General features: G+C 36.6%; 11 protein-coding genes and 1 pseudogene. 6 read left to right on the top strand and 6 right to left on the bottom strand.

Features of this window, described 5'->3' with window-relative positions; genetic code table 11:
• Positions 1–41 precede the first annotated feature (41 nt).
• A complete protein-coding gene (gene lnt, locus H0V01_11845; protein MBA2584064.1) occupies positions 42–1,664 on the bottom strand; it encodes an apolipoprotein N-acyltransferase in 1,623 nt (540 codons plus the stop codon).
• A gap of 207 nt (positions 1,665–1,871) precedes the next feature.
• Here lnt and H0V01_11840 point away from each other — a divergent pair, with 207 nt between their 5' ends.
• Complete coding sequence (locus tag H0V01_11840; protein ID MBA2584063.1) at positions 1,872–2,876, top strand: NAD-dependent epimerase/dehydratase family protein; 1,005 nt, start codon at positions 1,872–1,874, stop codon at positions 2,874–2,876.
• 5 nt (positions 2,877–2,881) lie between these two features.
• Here the strand turns inward: H0V01_11840 and H0V01_11835 are convergent, their stop codons facing one another.
• From H0V01_11835 to H0V01_11825, 3 genes are read right to left on the bottom strand one after another with little or no spacing between them, the layout of a single operon-like run.
• Positions 2,882–3,232 carry a DUF4296 domain-containing protein gene (locus H0V01_11835; protein ID MBA2584062.1) on the bottom strand — a complete coding sequence of 117 codons (351 nt, stop codon included), beginning with the start codon at positions 3,230–3,232 and terminating at the stop codon, positions 2,882–2,884.
• A gap of 9 nt (positions 3,233–3,241) precedes the next feature.
• Positions 3,242–4,582 carry a dihydroorotase gene (locus tag H0V01_11830; GenBank protein MBA2584061.1) on the bottom strand — a complete coding sequence of 447 codons (1,341 nt, stop codon included), beginning with the start codon at positions 4,580–4,582 and terminating at the stop codon, positions 3,242–3,244.
• Positions 4,575–5,345 carry a polyprenol monophosphomannose synthase gene (locus H0V01_11825; GenBank protein MBA2584060.1) on the bottom strand — a complete coding sequence of 257 codons (771 nt, stop codon included), beginning with the start codon at positions 5,343–5,345 and terminating at the stop codon, positions 4,575–4,577. The genes H0V01_11830 and H0V01_11825 overlap by 8 nt, the downstream gene beginning before the upstream one ends.
• 101 nt (positions 5,346–5,446) lie before the next feature.
• Between H0V01_11825 and H0V01_11820 the strand changes: the two genes are divergently transcribed.
• Positions 5,447–5,806: a septal ring lytic transglycosylase RlpA family protein gene (locus H0V01_11820; GenBank protein ID MBA2584059.1), complete on the top strand. Its 360-nt coding sequence runs from the start codon at positions 5,447–5,449 to the stop codon at positions 5,804–5,806.
• Positions 5,807–5,869: 63 nt separating this feature from the next.
• Here the strand turns inward: H0V01_11820 and acs are convergent, their stop codons facing one another.
• A complete protein-coding gene (gene acs, locus H0V01_11815; protein ID MBA2584058.1) occupies positions 5,870–7,771 on the bottom strand; it encodes an acetate--CoA ligase in 1,902 nt (633 codons plus the stop codon).
• A gap of 245 nt (positions 7,772–8,016) precedes the next feature.
• Between acs and H0V01_11810 the strand changes: the two genes are divergently transcribed.
• Positions 8,017–8,406 (top strand): hypothetical protein, encoded by a 390-nt coding sequence (locus H0V01_11810; protein ID MBA2584057.1) that lies wholly within the window; start codon positions 8,017–8,019, stop codon positions 8,404–8,406.
• A gap of 8 nt (positions 8,407–8,414) precedes the next feature.
• Complete coding sequence (locus H0V01_11805; GenBank protein ID MBA2584056.1) at positions 8,415–13,280, top strand: gliding motility-associated C-terminal domain-containing protein; 4,866 nt, start codon at positions 8,415–8,417, stop codon at positions 13,278–13,280.
• A 148-nt stretch (positions 13,281–13,428) separates the two neighbouring features.
• Here the strand turns inward: H0V01_11805 and H0V01_11800 are convergent.
• Positions 13,429–13,821, bottom strand: a pseudogene (locus H0V01_11800) (transposase).
• 372 nt (positions 13,822–14,193) lie between these two features.
• On the opposite strand from H0V01_11800, the gene H0V01_11795 reads away from it, so the two are divergent.
• Positions 14,194–14,490, top strand: a complete 297-nt coding sequence (locus H0V01_11795) for a hypothetical protein (protein ID MBA2584055.1) — start codon at positions 14,194–14,196, stop codon at positions 14,488–14,490.
• A 24-nt stretch (positions 14,491–14,514) separates the two neighbouring features.
• Positions 14,515–17,578: hypothetical protein (locus tag H0V01_11790; protein MBA2584054.1), on the top strand; the 3,064-nt coding region annotated here is incomplete at its 3' end.

Below are 17,578 nucleotides of genomic sequence, written 5' to 3'. Positions count from 1 at the left end.
ATTTTCATGTGGTTTTGTTTCAATTTTTCCATTAAAAACCGTTAGCCAAGTCTTTGTTTGGTTTTATTCATGCTAAATGCAATTGCGCTGAGAAAAATTAAAGCAGCTATGAATACTGCTGCTCGTGCAATATAATCACCATGTTGTGCATAAAAAGTGATTTTATCATTGGCATTAATGGTTTGCCTTATTACTGCTGGTTCCCACCAGGATGTGGCCTGTTGAATATCCCCGCGCTGGTTAATAAAACAGGAAACGCCAGTATTTGCAGATCGGGCGATACTCCTTCTATTTGAAACCGCTTTTAATTTTGCATATTGAAGATGCTGTTTGTATCCGGGTGTATCCTGCCACCAACCATCATTGGTAATGATGAAAATAACTTCAGCTCCATTTTTAATATATTCTCCAATATATTCCCCATAAATGGATTCATAACAAATTACCGGGGCAATTCTTTTTTTACCATCTATGGAAGAAAACACTCCTCTTTCAGCATCTGTTCCATGGCTTCCGGTCATACCTCCAATGTCAATTGCGTATGCCTCCAAAAATCCAAAAAGGGAAGGAAAAGGCATCTTTTCAACGCCAGGAACAAGTTTTGATTTATGGTAAATCTGTATTTCAGGATCATGATCAATTTGCATTGCCGTATTGTATAAATCATAATGACCTCCTCCATCTCTGTAAGGGCGTGCTGTAGCAGACAATTTATCTCCGGGAAGATACTCGCGAAAGGATGAAAGTCCTGTTACATAATGTAGTTTAGGAAAATCTTTTATAAATTCTTTTATTGCTTTAACAGGCGGAGCGTTTTCTAACTTGTTTTCCCATATTCCTTGTGGAAGGGCTGTTTCCGGAAAGACTACATAATCAGTATTTTGATCAATCATGGAAGCAGCAAGTGTATTCATTTTTTCAAGCTGCTGCTCAGGAGTGAGTCCGTTAAATTTCTCGAAATAAGGATCAATATTAGGCTGTACTACTACTATATCCAGAGGGTCAGACTTTTCCTTGTAGTTGGCATATGTAAAAATGGAAAAAAGGATAGGTGCAAATAAAATAAATGCAGCTGTTGAAATTTCTACAAAATTGTTTTTTAGGCCTGTCTTTAGAATATACAATTGCCTGAAAATGCGAAACAGCAATATATTTACCACCAATACCCAAAGAGTTCCTCCCATTATACCCGTGTATTCATACCATTGCACTAGTTCTGTGTTTTGGGCAAAAACATTTCCTATGGTAAGCCAGGGCCATGAAAGATCCCATTCCAAATGCAGGTATTCAAAAGAAATCCAATATACTACAAGGGCAATATAACCCCTCTTTTCACCCAACACCTTTCTGGTAAAATGAAAAAGCAGGGCAATAACAGCCATAAACAGAGCATTGCAAATTACCGCAGCCACCATTCCCTCTGCAGTGGCATAATAAATCCACCAGGTTGTAATGGCATTCCATGTAAAAAAGGTTACATAAGCATAATTGAAAAAGTGGAATGATTTGTATTTATCCCTGTTATTAGAAATTATGTTTTCCACATAAAGCAAAGGAACCAGGGCCAAAAACACCAAAAAAAACAAACCTCCTGTTGCCGGCCATGCAACACTTAGTAAAACCCCACTTAAAAGGGAAAGGAATAAGAGTTTAAATTTTTTCACAATATAGATTAAACGCCAAATTTAATATTTATATTTTAAGAAGGAGATAGGTATTAAACATGAAAAACAACATGTTCATTCGAATACAGGGAATAAAGTTTCTCCAAGAATTTGTTTTATGTTTTAAATCCTTTAAAAAAACATGAATTTTTTAGCCTCAGCACCATATTTCTAAATAGGCATGGTAAAAAAAATTACCTTTGCATTATGATTTTAATTACTGGTGGTACAGGACTTTTAGGGGCTCATTTGTTGGTTGACCTGGTTAAAGCAGGTCATAAAGTAAGGGCATTAAAAAGGGAAAGCAGCAATTTAGATGTAGTTGAAAAGACCTTTAAACTTTATGCTCCTGATTATTCGTTCCGTGATTCTGTTGAATGGATTATTGGTGATATAAGGGATATTTTTTCACTTTATGAAGCATTAGAGGGAGTAGAGTATATTTATCATTGTGCTGCATTGGTTTCATTTAATCCTAAGTACAGGGATTTAATGATGGAAGTAAATGGTACTGGAACGGCAAATTTAATGAATGCGGCACTTGAAAAAAAAGTAAAAAAAGTTTGCCATGTAAGTTCTGTTGCCGCCCTTGGTAAAACGGTTCAAGATGATCCAATATCTGAAGAAAACTGGTGGAAAAACGCCCCCGAAAACACAGGGTATGCCATAAGTAAATATTCTGCAGAGAGAGAAGCCTGGAGGGCAGCAGAAGAAGGTTTGGATCTTGTAATTGTAAATCCTTCTGTTATACTTGGTTCTGGGGATTGGAGCAAGGGTTCAGCAGGAATAATTTCAACAGCCTATAAAGGAATGAAATTTTTTGCCACAGGAATTACAGGATTTGTTGATGTAAGAGATGTAAGCAAATGCATGATTAAATTAATGGAAGGTTCTTTCAACCACCAGCGTTATATTATTTCCTCTGAAAATGTAAACTTTAAAGATTTGTTTAATCTTTTGCACGATAATTTTGGAAAGAAAAGACCAACGATAAAAGCAGGAAAGTTTTTAAGGGCTTTAACCTGGAGAACAGAATTTGTGAGAAGTTTATTTACCGGATCAGTTCCCTTAATAACAAGAGAAACTGCAAATGCAAGCGCAAGTACAGTACTTTATTCCAATGAAAAAATAAGGAAACATTTAAATTTTGAATTTATTCCCGTAGCTCAAACAATTAAAGAAATTTGCCAGGAATTTATTAAAGAAAAATAGGCTCTTTAATTCTCAGCTTCTGCTTTCTTTTTGCTTAATTCAATCAGAATATCATTATAAACCTTGTCTAATAATTGCGGATTTGCAGTATAAAAGGCATAACTGGTATCAAAGCGCTTTACATCCAAATTGTACTTTTCAATTATTTCCAGCTTGTAATTTTCCAGGGTTTTAACCGAATCATGTATATTTATGGCTCCTTGAATGTTTAATGCTTCCATTATATGAATATCGGCAAGGATATTAACAATAGAATCATGAGAAATTATATGGGCAGGTATCCTTACAGTATTGTTTTTGCATCCAAAAGCAACAAATAGCAACAATAAAGGAACAAACAGCTGGCATTTTTTCATTTTAAGTTTCTAAGCCCTATCAAACATTAATCTTGAGCCTTTTATTGTTTCATCAAATGTTCCATTCTGATATACCGGATGCCCATTCACAAAAGAGTAATTAATTTTTGATTTGAACACCTGACCTTCAAAAGGCGACCAGCCACATTTGTAAAAAATATTTTCTTTTTCTACTTTCCAGGGTGAATTAAGATCTATAAGGACTAAATCAGCCCAATATCCTTCTCGAATAAATCCTCTTTTTTCAATTTCAAATAATTCAGCCGGAGCATGACACATTTTCTCCACAATTTTTTCCAGGCTTATTTTACCCTGATGATACAATTCACACATTGCAACCAAGCCATGTTGAACAAGTGGCCCTCCTGAAGGAGCGCTAAAATACTTGTTTTGTTTTTCTTCTAATGTATGAGGGGCATGGTCAGTTGCTATTATGTCAATAAAACCATCTTTTACTGCATTTAAAATGGCATCCCTATCAGCCTTTGTTTTAACAGCTGGGTTCCATTTTATTAAAGTTCCTTTTGTTTTATAATCTTCATCAGTGAACCACAAATGGTGAATACAAGCCTCTGCGGTTATCCTTTTTTCTTTCAAAGGTTTTTTTTCAAACAATTCTATTTCTCTTGCAGTTGAAATATGTAGAACGTGTAGTCTTGCATTGTGCTTTTTTGCCAATTCAATCGCAAAAGAAGAAGATTTATAACAGGCCTCTGCACTGCGAATAAGTGGATGTGCTTGAATTGGAACATCTTCTCCGTATTTTTCTTTAAATAGTTGAGAATTGGCCCTAATTGTGGATTCATCCTCACAATGTGCAGCAATAAGCATTTTACATTTAGAAAAGATATCCTCTAAAGCTTCTTGGCTATCAACAAGCATGTTTCCCGTAGAGGAACCCATGAAAATTTTAACTCCGCAGACATTTTTGGGATTAACCTTTAGAACTTCATTTATATTATCATTTGATGCTCCCATGAAAAAAGAATAATTGGCAAGAGATTTTTTTGCCGCCATTTCATATTTTTCTTCAAGCAAATCAATAGTAAGGGTATTGGGAACAGTATTTGGCATTTCCATAAAAGAGGTAACCCCTCCTGCAACGGCTGCCCTTGATTCAGAATAAATATCTGCTTTGTAGGTGAGCCCGGGTTCCCGGAAATGGACCTGGTCATCAATTACGCCAGGGAGTAAAAATTTTCCTGTTCCTTTAATAACAATATCATCAGCAGTTGGAATAATATTGGTATTTATCTTTTTAATTTGGCCTTTGCTAATCAATACATCAGCAATCTTTATACACCCTTCATTAATAAGTGATGCATTTTTTATTAAGTAATTTTTATTCATTTGTTTTTGCCGCATTAGCAGCTTTCCTTGAAGAATTTAAATGCCTTGCTTTAATATTAGAGAATTTAATCTGTAAAACTCCCAGAAATGCTTCTTTAAAAATTCCTGAACTCATTTTTGAAGTGCCCTCCTTACGATCTATAAAGGTAATAGGCACTTCTACAACTTTAAAACCTAATTTTATGGCAGTATATTTCATTTCAATTTGAAAAGCATAGCCCATGAATTTTATTTTGTCTAAATCGATGGATTCAAGGACTTTCCTTTTGTAACATTTAAAACCAGCCGTTGTATCACGGATATTAATCCATAAAACAAGGCGAACATAAACGGAAGCAAAATAGGACATTAAGATTCTTCCAATGGGCCAGTTTTTCACTTTGCCTCCAGAAACATACCTGGAACCAATTGCAACATCAGCACCTTGTTTTGCACAGGCATTGTAAAGACGCAATAAATCTTCAGGATCATGACTAAAATCTGCATCCATTTCAAAAACAAAATCATAACCTTTCCGGATAGCCCATTTAAATCCATGTGTATAAGCAGTACCCAGGCCCATTTTGCCTTTACGTTCTTCAATAAATAAACGGCCAGGGAATTCCTGCATAAGGTTTTTTACAATTTGTGCTGTACCATCTGGTGAATTATCATCCACAATGAGTACATCAAAGTCTTTCTCCAATGAAAAGACCTTTCGAAGAATCTTTTCAATGTTCTCCCTTTCGTTATAAGTTGGTATAATTACTAAACTGTCTGCCAATTGTAAAAAGGTTTTTGCGAAGATAAGTAGTTTTGTTTTATCTGAGACAAAAGATAGAAAAGATGTGCGGAATAGGGTATTTTTTTGTACTTTAGTAGTGTATGAAGGTATTTATAATTTTATTTATCGCGTTTTTAACAGCAATATATTTTCCAACCCAGGAAAATATTGTTAATGGCGTGGCAAGTTTTTACCATAAAAAATTCGAAGGGAGAAAAACAGCAAACGGGGAGATCTTTAGCAATGAAAACTATACAGCAGCTCATAAAACACTTGCCTTTGGTACTGTTGTAAGAGTTACTCATTTAAAAAACCAAAAAGTAGTTGAGGTGAGAATAAATGATAGGCTCCCTTTAAAATCATCCCGGATGATAGATCTTTCAATAAAAGCTGCTTCAGATTTAAATATGATAAAAAGCGGACTGGCAAAAGTAAGTATTGAAGTTATAAATGAACCCTAGTTTTTATAATTAATGAATATCATAGATTTTAATAACAGGCCAACTGTTATAATTTTCGATGTCTTATTGTTTCAAAGCCCCTTCTTTAATTTCATCTACAATTGCAGGATCCAGCAAACTGCTTGTATCACCAAGGTTAGAAGTTTCACCTTCAGCAATTTTTCTTAATATTCTTCGCATAATTTTTCCTGACCTTGTTTTTGGTAGTCCTTTAACCACTTGAATTTTATCAGGTTTGGCAATTGGACCAATTATTTTATTAACCATCTCGACTATTTCCTGCTTTAATTTAGTAGAATCAGCATTAATTTTAGTGCAAATTACATAGGCATAAATACCTTGTCCTTTAATTGGGTGAGAAAAACCTACAACAGCAGATTCCACTACATCTTCATGCATGTCGATTGCACTTTCAACCTCAGCAGTACCAATTCTATGTCCTGAAACATTAATTACATCATCTACTCTTCCTGTAATTCTATAATTTCCATCTTTGTCCCTTTTGCATCCATCGCCTGTAAAATAGAGGTTTTTGTAGGTCGAAAAATAATTAATGCGGCATCTTTCGTGGTCGCCATAGGTGGTTCTGATAATTGATGGCCAGGGAAATTTAATACATAAGTTTCCTTCCACTTCATTTCCTTCTAAAATATTTCCTTTTTCATCCACAAGCACAGGTTGTACTCCCGGAAGAGGCAAAGTAGCATAGCCAGGTTTAGAAGGGGTAATACCAGCAATAGAAGAAATCATTATTCCTCCTGTTTCCGTTTGCCACCAAGTATCTACAATAGGACATTTTCTTTTTCCAATATTTATATCATACCAATGCCAGGCCTCTTCATTTATAGGCTCTCCAACAGATCCCAAAACCCTTAATGAATTTAAAGAATAGGGTTCCACCCATTGTGTTCCTGCAGCTTCAAGGGCTCTTATCGCTGTAGGGGCAGTGTAAAATATATTTACCGAAAACTTATCTATAATTTGCCAAAACCGTCCAAAATCAGGATATGATGGAACACCTTCAAACATTAGGGTTGTAGCACCAGCAAGTAATGGAGCATAAACCAGATAAGAATGTCCTGTAATCCAGCCAATATCGGCAGTACACCAATAAACCTCTCCCTCTTTATATTGAAAAACATTCCTAAAAGTGTAATCAGTGTAAACCATATATCCAGCACATGTATGCACCACTCCTTTTGGTTTTCCCGTAGATCCGGATGTATAAAGAATAAATAGCATATCCTCGGCATCTGTTTCTGTGGCCTCACATATATCATCTTCATTTTCCATGAGGGTTTCCCAATAAAAGTCTCTCCCTTCCTTCATGTTTATTGAAGTATTAGTCCGTTTATAAACGATCACGCTTTGTACAGAAGCACAAGATTCAAGTGCCTTATCCACCAAAGCTTTTATAGGAATATCTTTTGGCCCTCTGTAAGCCCCATCACTGGTAATAACAAGTGAGCACTGGGAATCATTTATTCTTTCTGCAATTGAATTTGCAGAAAATCCGGCAAAAACTACAGAATGTACAGCACCAATGCGTGCACATGCTAAAAGGGCAACAGCAAGTTCAGGAATCATTGGCATATAAATGCAAACCCGATCTCCTTTTTTAACTCCTTGTTTTTTAAGGCAGTTAGAAAAGCGGCAAACCATAGAATAGAGCTCTTTATATGTTATTTTTCTACCTTCCTCATCAGGTTCATTTGGTTCCCATATAATTGCAATTTGGTCCCACTTGTTTTGCAAATGCCTGTCCAGGCAGTTTTCTGTAAAATTAAGTTTAGCTCCTTTGTACCATTTAATATCGGGGTTTTCAAAATCCCATTCCAATACCTTATCCCATTTTTTTCTCCAGGTAAATGATTCGGCAACTTCTTCCCAAAATGCTTCGGGTTGATCGATACTTTTATTATAGGCCTTGTAATAGTCGTCTATATTTTCAATTTTAGTTGCCATGAATTTTATTTTGGTAAAGTTCAAATTTAAGGAAATTCAAGGAAATGGATTAATTTTATAAGCAAGAAGTTTCTATTATCCGAATGTATATCAATTTATTAAGTATAGGGCCTAAAGCAATTTAAATAATCATTTATTAACGGAGTTATCTTGTTTTGCAATTGGAAAATAAAAAGAAAATAACTTCCTTTACAACTCCTTAGTGCATTTTATGCCAAACAATTGACTTCTAAATATAATATAAAATGAAAAAATTCATATTTTTTTTCGTCTTCTTGGGAATAGTTTCTATTTCATTTGGTCAGGATTCCGACAAAAAAGGCTATAACCTTCCTCCGGGTACCGTTTTCAATCCTAAAACATATAAAAAAATTGATTATTCATATAAATTGAATGGAGTATCAAACAATGCTATTTTTGATGTTGAGAGCACCAATTTGCTAAGTAAATATACTGAGGAAGAGTTGTTTAAAATAAAGATAAGCGATCCTGCATCATATAATTATTATACTTCCCTAAAAAAGTATCATGAAAATTTATCGCAAAAAGTGAAGACAATATATACATTAGAGGAACTCAGTTATATTTATGTTTTTGACCAGGAATTAAAAAACAGATTACAAAACATTAAATAAAGCGGACTATGAAAAGTATATTTCTGATATTATTATCCATCATATTGTTCACTGGTTATTCCATAGCTCAAACCTATACAATGAATAATGGAAGCAATGGAACTGTTACAACTTGCTCTGGAACTTTTGTTGATAATGGAGGTGCCGGATCGAATTATTCAGCAAATCAAAACAGCACGATTACTTTTTGTCCTTCAACTCCTGGGGATGTTATCAGCATAAATTTTTCATCTTTTAATACTGAATCTGCTTCTGGTTTCTGTTATGATTACCTGAATTTGTGGCATGCCAGTTCTGCTGGTGGTGCGGGAACAAGTGACAATCAATTATGTGGCAATTTAGGCAGTTTTATTGTAAATTCTCTTAGTCCAGATGGATGTATTACTTTTCAATTTTTTTCTGATGGTTCAGTACAAAGAGCAGGTTGGGTAGGAACAGTTTCTTGTATCACAGGATGTACTAATCCCACTGCTGCTTTAACAGATTATTCAACCTTAGATATTTGCCCAACAACTGCTTTAAACCCAGGCTCCCTTACTGTGGCTTTTGATGCTTCTCCTTCAACCTCATCTCCAGGCACTACTATTTCAAGTTATATTTGGCAATGGGGAGATGGAACCACTAATACCACAACAACAAGTACAACCACCCACACTTACGCAAGTGCAGGGGTTTATTCCGTGAAGCTTTTTGTTAAGGATAGCAATACAAGTATTTTTCCAACAGGATGCATGAGTTCCAATTCGGCAACAAAATTAATCCGAATTATACCACCACCAAGTTTCACAGGAACAACAACTTCGCCTTTAAGTATTTCTTGCGGTCAATCTGTTAATTTAGATGGTATTGTAAAGTCACAAACAGCTACACAGGCTACACCAACCATTATTACTGGTGTTGTTCCTTTACCTGATGGTTCTGGTGTAAGTTATACTTCCGGAATTGATTATACTGGTTTTTTTCCTGTAGGATCAACTGTTTCCCCAAGCTGTTATCCAACCCTGACTTTTAATATTGAACATTCATATACAGGTGACCTTACAATTGATTTAATAGCGCCTAGCGGCCAAACGGTTCGCGTTTTTAATCAAACAGGATCGGGCAATAAATTTGGAACATGTAGTAAAGAACAAGATGACCAGGTTCCTGGTTGCGGAGCATTGTATACTGTTGTAAATACAGGAGGAGTTGCCTGGCCACCAGCAGGATTAAATGCAAGTACAACAAACATTTCAGCATCCTGTGCAATATATTCCGGACCTTGTGAAGTGGGTAATTACACCAGACCAATTACCTTTAATTCGGCCACTAATTTCGCTGCATTAAATGGAGCAGCTCTTAATGGAATATGGACTTTGAAAATTACAGACAATCTATTTCAAGATGATGGTACACTTTTTGGCTGGGCCCTAAGTTTCCCGAATTCTTGTTATAATTCATTAGAATCAATTACTCCAGACATAGCCTCTGCTAACTGGAGTCATAGTGGATTGGGGCCAATAGTACCTGCTCAATCCTCAACCAGCACAACAGTAACAGATCCGGGTCCTTCAATGTGTCCAACGGCCGGAACATGCATTGGAAACCAATTGGCTAATACTATTTCAGTGGGACCCTTCACGACTTCAGGTTCATTTGATTACACTTTTTCTGCAACAGATGAATTTGGGTGTCAGTATCAAAGGGTAGTAACAGTAAATGTTTCAGGTGTAGCAACACCTTCAGCTATATCCAATAGTCCAATATGTGAAGGAGCTACATTAAATTTATCCACACCAACAGTTACCGATGCTATTTATAACTGGACAGGGCCAAATGGATTTGCTTCATCAGATCAAAATCCGGTTATTCCAAACGTAACATCTGCATTTGCAGGAATATATGAATTAATTTTAGATGTGAATGGTTGTTTATCCTCCGCAGGCTCTGTTAATGTCACTATCAATCCTATGCCACCTGCTTCTGCAGCCTCTTATAATAACCCAATTTGTGAAGGACAAACTTTAAATCTATTTACCCCAGTTTCATCGGGAGTTACCTATAATTGGACCGGGCCAAATAGTTTTTTATCCACTAATCAAAATCCAACTATACCAAATGCAAATAGTATTCATGAAGGTGTATATTCTGTTACCTATGCTATCGGAAGCTGCACCGGGACTGCCAATACAGTTAATATTACCATTACCCCAAATGATAATCCTTCTTTTGAATATTCAACAGATGTTTATTGTCAGTCAGGAACAACAAGTCCAATTATTACAGGAACAGTTGGAGGATCTTTTTCGGCAATTCCTATGGGCTTGAGCCTGGATGCAAGTACCGGAGAAATCGATCTTTCATTAAGTTCTTCGAATACTTATTCAATTACGTATACAACCAATGGTATTTGTTCTGAAGATTCAACCGTTACAATTGTTATTACATCAGCTCCAGAGGCAGATTTTAATTATTCAGGACCTTTTTGTTTGAATGAAATAAATCCAATGCCCATATTAGCACCAGGGGCAAGCTCAGGGAATTTTTCATCCTCTTCTGGCCTTTCCATAGACGTTAATACCGGAGAAATTGATTTAACAACAAGTTCTGCGGGTACTTATATTGTAACAAACACAGTTTCCTTAACAGGTTGCCCAGTAGTTTCATTTGGTGTAACTGTTGTATTAAACTCCATTCCTACCCTGACAATTACAAACCCTATTGCAGTATGCTCCCCAGAAACTGTAGATATAACAGCCGCTTTAGTTACTGATGGAAGCACACCTGGTGGAAATTATACCTATTGGAACGATTTAGGGGCAACGGATGCCTTAATATCTCCAGAAGCAATAAGCACAAGCGGTACCTATTACATTCAAACTAACGTATCAGGTTGTACTAATATTGAAACAGTTGATGTTACAATTAATTCTATTCCAGTTCTTAATATCAATGATCCTGCACCATTATGTGAACCTTTAACTGTGGATTTAACTGATGCTTCAGTTACTTCAGGTAGTACGATGGGTGGAACATTAACATATTGGATAGATGCAGGAGCAACTATTCCCTTGGGATCACCCGATGAAATTGCTGTAAATGGAGTTTTTTATATCCAAACTTCAGTATCAGGTTGTACTAACATTGAACCTGTTATTGTTACTATTAATGCAAAACCTGTGCTTGACATTACAAATCCTGCTGCGGTATGTTCACCTTCAACTGTTGATTTAACTGAATCTTCAGTTACCGCTGGAAGTACAGGGGCAGGAACATTAACCTATTGGACCGATTCAGGTGCAACCAATGCATCAACATCTCCAAATGCAGTAACTTCTAGTGGTACTTATTACATACAAGCAACAGAAAATGGTTGCATCGATTTACAACCAGTTATTGTTACCATTAATCCAAATCCAGTCCTTACAATTACAGACCCACTTTCTGTATGTTCACCTAATTCAATAGATTTAACCGATCCTTCAATTACTGTTGGAAGTACATCAGCAGGAACTCTAACCTATTGGGAGGATGCAGGGACAACAGTTTCCTTAACAGCTCCAAATGCAGTAAATTTAAGTGGAACTTATTATATTCAAATAACTGAATCCGGATGCTCTGTAACTGGGTCGGTACTTGTTTCAATAAACACAAATCCGGTTCTTGCAATTACAAATCCTCCTGTAGTATGTTCTCCATCTACTGTTAATTTAACGGATCCATCAATAACCTTTGGAAGCACAGGAGGAGGAACTTTAACCTATTGGACCGATGCCGGAGCAACAATTTCATTAACCTCTCCAAATTCGGTCCCTTCAAGTGGGATTTATTATATACAAAACACGAATACCACAACCGGCTGTTTTACTATAGAACCAGTAGTTGTTAGCGTTCAAGCCATACCAGCTGCACCAACTCTAGGATCCAACACCCCTTGTGAAGGAGGTAATTTAATTCTTTCCTCAGGACTTACTAATGGAACTGTAAATTGGACAAGTCCGAATGGATCATCAATTCCTGGCAATAATCCCCAAATAAATAATGTATCCACATTTCATGCGGGAAATTATTCGGCAACACTAACTGAGAATGGTTGTACCAGTTTACCTTCGGTTCTTTCAGTAAATGTGTTTTCAAAACCATTGGATCCAATAATTCAGTCAATTAATGCCCAATGTGCTGGAACAAACATACAACTAAATGCTTCCGATGTTGTTAATGGAAGCTTTAACTGGACAGGTCCAAATGGATTTACCTCAAATGTTCAAAATCCTTTGATTAATAATTTAAACTCTCAGAATATAGGAACATATAATTTAACTGTAACGGTAAATGGTTGCGTGAGTAATTCGGCACAAACTACTGCAACCATTGATTATGCAGATGCTTTGTTTACGGCTACACCATTAACTGGAATAACCCCACATAATGTAAACTTCTCAAATCAATCCTCCTTTGCAAATAATTACACCTGGCATTTTGGAACAGGAATAAGCTCCAATCAAAAAGACACAAGTTATAATTATACAGAAGGCGGAAGCTATGAGGTAATACTTATAGCCTACAGTAGCCTGGCAAATTGCCCGGACACATTTAGTGTTACAATTTTTGTTGAAAGCGATTCTAATTTAGAAGCACCAAATGTATTCACTCCAAATGCGGATGGTAAAAATGATGTTTTTAAAGTAAAAAGTCGCGGCTTAAAGAGTTACAGCTGTTCAATTTACAACAGGTGGGGAAAATTAGTGTTTGTTTCTGATGACTATAATGTTGGCTGGGACGGAAAAGTATCTGGAAATGAGGCTGCAGATGGAACTTATTTTGTAATGATTAAAGCAGAAGGCCTGGATGGTAAGCCGTATGAACATACCGGAACAGTAACTCTTATTCGATAAGGGTTAATAATTTGGAAAAATGGGAGCTGCATAGTGCGGCTCCTTTTTTATTTAATGTTTAATTGTATTTATTTCCATTTATTTTGATGGTGGTTGATTGGAAATTTTTGAACCGAAATATTCAATAACAAACTTTGTTAGCGGCACAATTTATCCGTATGCTTTCTTTAATTATCAGCTCTATCCCTTGTTCTCCAATACGTTTACGAAAGTGAACTAGTTCAGAAGCTTCACAAGGAGCCCCACTCACAAAAGAAGTTTCGCCACAAAAGTATTGGTAGTAAATATTCTCAGGCCATTGTTCAACCACGCTCTCATCCGAAATATTACGAATATGTTTAAGGATCAATAAACCAACCATTAATCTGATAGGTTTGGCCGGATGGCTATAATTTTGGCAGTATAAGGGTAAAAAAGTTTCTTCAAATACCGCCCAGTGAACCTTATTGGCCAAAATAAAAAGTTGATGTTCTCTATCCAAAGTATCCTCAAAAGAGAAAAAGAAACTAACTTGATTTTGCGCTTTCTGTTTTGGAATCATATCAAATAATTTGCAAGATTTACATCATAAAGATACAAAATATTGCAAATACAATCACCCAAAAATACAGTCAAATTATTAACAATCAGGGTGTTGATTGCTTTTTAAGGGTCGGCTAAATATACAATTACCAATTATTATTCAAAATAAAAATTTGAACAGGAATATCACTATCTTTACAAATTCTTTGAAAACCCCCTTGTGTAAGGGTTCAGTCATTAAACCGGCCTTTTATTAAAAATGGTCTTACAAGATTGTTATTTTGAAAAATATTGATTTTGAATTCGTTTTCGCTTTTTTTAAAAATTAGGAATGAGTATTACAAGCCTACTGCCTACTGCCAAATGACAAATTAAAAACAATTATATCTCTATGAAAAAATTAACTTTTCTTTCTTTTTTTGCTTTGTTTTTTACCACAACTGTTTTTAGTCAGGGAAAACAAGTAGAATTACCTATAGCTACTCCAGGCACTTATCAAATAACCATTGCACAATCAAAATATGTAGTAGTAATCGCACAAGAAACACTTACCAAAATTGAGGAATTAAGGGATGATACTATTGATAAAACTGAAGCACTTAGTGAATTAATTACTGTTTTTATTCCATCAAGAAAAACAGTAAATTCTCCTTCCTTTAAACCCTTAGTTGAATTCATCTACGAATAATCTCAAACTTTTAGCCAAATCGTCATGAAGAAAATTTTTCCTTTTATAGCTGCTTTGTTTTTTTCAGTCAATTTGTATGCGCAGCCGGCAAATAATATATGTACTACAGCTCAGGTGGTTACGCCAGATGGCACTTGTGTTTCAGGTACAACAGTAGATGCTACAGATGGCTGGAACAATGTGGTAGGATGCCAAACAGGAAACAACAACAGTGTTCATCCTGATGTTTGGTATTCCTTTACAGCAACGGGTTCACAGGCAACTTTTACTGTTACGGCTGGTACATTTACTGGAAACATTGAGCTTATACTTGTAGGTGGTACCTGTGCAGGAGGCCTTAATTTAGTTGGAAGTCAATGTGGTGCTTCCCCTATGAACACTGTTTTTAATGGTCTACAATCAGGAACAACATATTTTTATACAATTTCAAATACCCCTACCGGGACAACGGGAACATTTCAAAGTTGTGTGACCACAACCAATCCCCCGGTGTCATCAGGACAGGATTGTTCAACCGCTGCTATTCTTTGTAATACTGCCGTAATTAACCAGGCCTCTTCCACAGCAGGCTTTGGTACTCAAGAGGTGAGCTCTACTAATTCTTGTTGGGGATCTGGAGGGGAAAGACAGTCAAGGTGGTATAAATTCACAATTGGTTGCAGTGGAACTTTAGAGTTTAATATAAATCCGAACAATGGTGCAAATGATTATGATTGGGCAATATGGAATATAACAGGAAGCCCTAATACATGTACTACAAAGGGCAATGCCATTGCCTGTAACTGGAGCGGGTGCACAGGCTCTACAGGATTAAGCAGCTGCAGAACATCAGAGCCCGGAGTAAAAACTTGTATGGGAAATCAGCAGGCTTATGCTAATAGTACTGCTGGTAATTATAATCCAATAAATGTTATTGCAGGAAACACTTACACGCTTTTAGTAGATAATTTTTCAACTTCAAATTCAGGATTTACTTTAACGTTTGGGGGTGCGTGTAACGGTGGAACTGCAGTTATTGGGCCAGATGCAGGTTTCTCATTTGTATCTCCTTCCTGCGGAACATACAATTTTACTAAAACCTGCCAAACTGCAAACTCTTCTTTTTTATGGACTTTTGGAGATGGAAACTCATCAACATTACAAAATCCCTCCCATACATACAGCTCATCCGGAGGAAATTATACAATTACCTTACAAATTACTGATGCACTAGGATGCGTAAAAACTTCAAGCCAAACAGTTTCAATTGTTTCAACAGCTGCGCCAGCTTTAAGTTCCAACAGTCCACTTTGTGAAGGAAACACCTTAAATTTAACAACTCCTTCAATTACCGGAGCTACTTATAGCTGGACAGGCCCTAACGGCTTTGCTTCCACAAGCCAAAATCCAGTGATTTCAAATATTACTTCTGCCAACGCAGGGACTTATTCCTTGATATTGACTGTAAGTGGATGTGTGACAAATCCAGGAACTGTTTTAGTTACAATTAACCCTTTACCTGCTTCACCTACAGCCTTGGGAACAACAATATGTTCAGGAAACACAGCCACTTTAACTGCAACTGCACCTGGAGGCACTTACCAATGGTATACTGCTGCTTCTGGAGGCACATTACTTATTACAGGTGCAGTTTATACAACTCCTGTTTTATCTGCTACAACAACCTATTATGTACAAACCACAAGTGTTAATGGGTGTATTAGTGCAAGAACTGCTGTAACTGTAACTGTTAATCCTACACCTGCGACTCCTACAGCTTCTTATAATAATAGCCCTGTCCTTTGTGTAGGCTCAACTATAATGCTGGCTGCAACAACTATAACAGGTGCAACTTATAGCTGGACTGGACCTAATTCATTTGCTTCTACAGCTCAAAATCCTTCTATAGCAAATGCTACTACGGCCATGTCTGGAACATATTCAGTTATTGCTATTGTAAATTCTTGTTCAAGTGCTGTTGCCACTGTGAATGTTACAATTAACGCAAATCCCATAATTACTTCTATTAATGAAACAGACCCCCTTAGTTGTGGAGTAAACAACGGAGCTATAACAATTAATGCAACAGGATCAGGACTTACTTATTCTATAAATGGAGGAAGCTCTTTTGCAGCTTCAAATACTTTTACAGGACTTGGAGCAGGATCTTATTCTATTGTAGTTATGAGTTCAGCAGGATGTACTGTGCAAGGCTCAGCATCTTTAAGTTCACCAGGCGCTCCTGCTGCACCAATGGTTAGTTCATCCACTAATCCACTTTGTCAGGGAGCTACTTTGATAATCAGTGTTAATTCTCCTGATGCAACTTTTGCTTACAATTGGACTGGACCTAATGGCTATACTTCGCTAAATACAACTTCAATTACCATTAATAATGTTACAACGGCAATGGGAGGAACTTATTCGGTTACCGCAAATGCAAGTGGTTGTGTAAGTGATGCAGGTACAATTGTAATTCAGGTTAATGCAAATCCTGTTTTGAATATTACAAATCCTCCAGCAGTTTGTTCTCCAGCAACGGTAGATATAACTGCAGCATCAGTAACTTCAGGAAGTACAGGCGCAGGAACCTTAACTTATTGGACAAATGCTGGTGCAACCGCAAGCTTAACATCCCCAAATGCTGTAAGTGCAAGCGGCACTTATTATATACAATCTTCAGCATCTGGTTGTACTGACATTGAACCAGTTACTGTTATCATTAATACCACACCAGTACTTTCAATTACAAATCCTGCGGCAGTTTGTTCTCCAGCAATGGTAGATTTAACTACCGCTTCAGTAACGGCTGGCAGCACAGGTGGAGGAACACTAAGCTATTGGACAAATGCCAGTGCAACAACAGTTTTAACCTCACCCAGTGCGGTTAGTTCAAGCGGTACCTATTATATACAATCAACAGCATCAAGTTGTTCAGATATTGAACCTGTTACTGTTACTATTAACCCATCCCCTGTACTTTCAATTACCAATCCTGCGGCAGTTTGTTCTCCAGCAACGGTAGATATAACTGCAGCATCAGTAACTTCAGGAAGTACAGGCGCAGGAACCTTAACTTATTGGACAAATGCTGGTGCAACCGCAAGCT

The sequence above is a fragment of the Bacteroidota bacterium genome (genome assembly GCA_013696965.1).
Classification (GTDB): Bacteria; Bacteroidota; Bacteroidia; order JACCXN01; family JACCXN01; genus JACCXN01.
The sequence above is the reverse complement of the archived record's forward strand: the minus strand, read 5'-3'. Positions and strand labels throughout refer to the sequence as shown.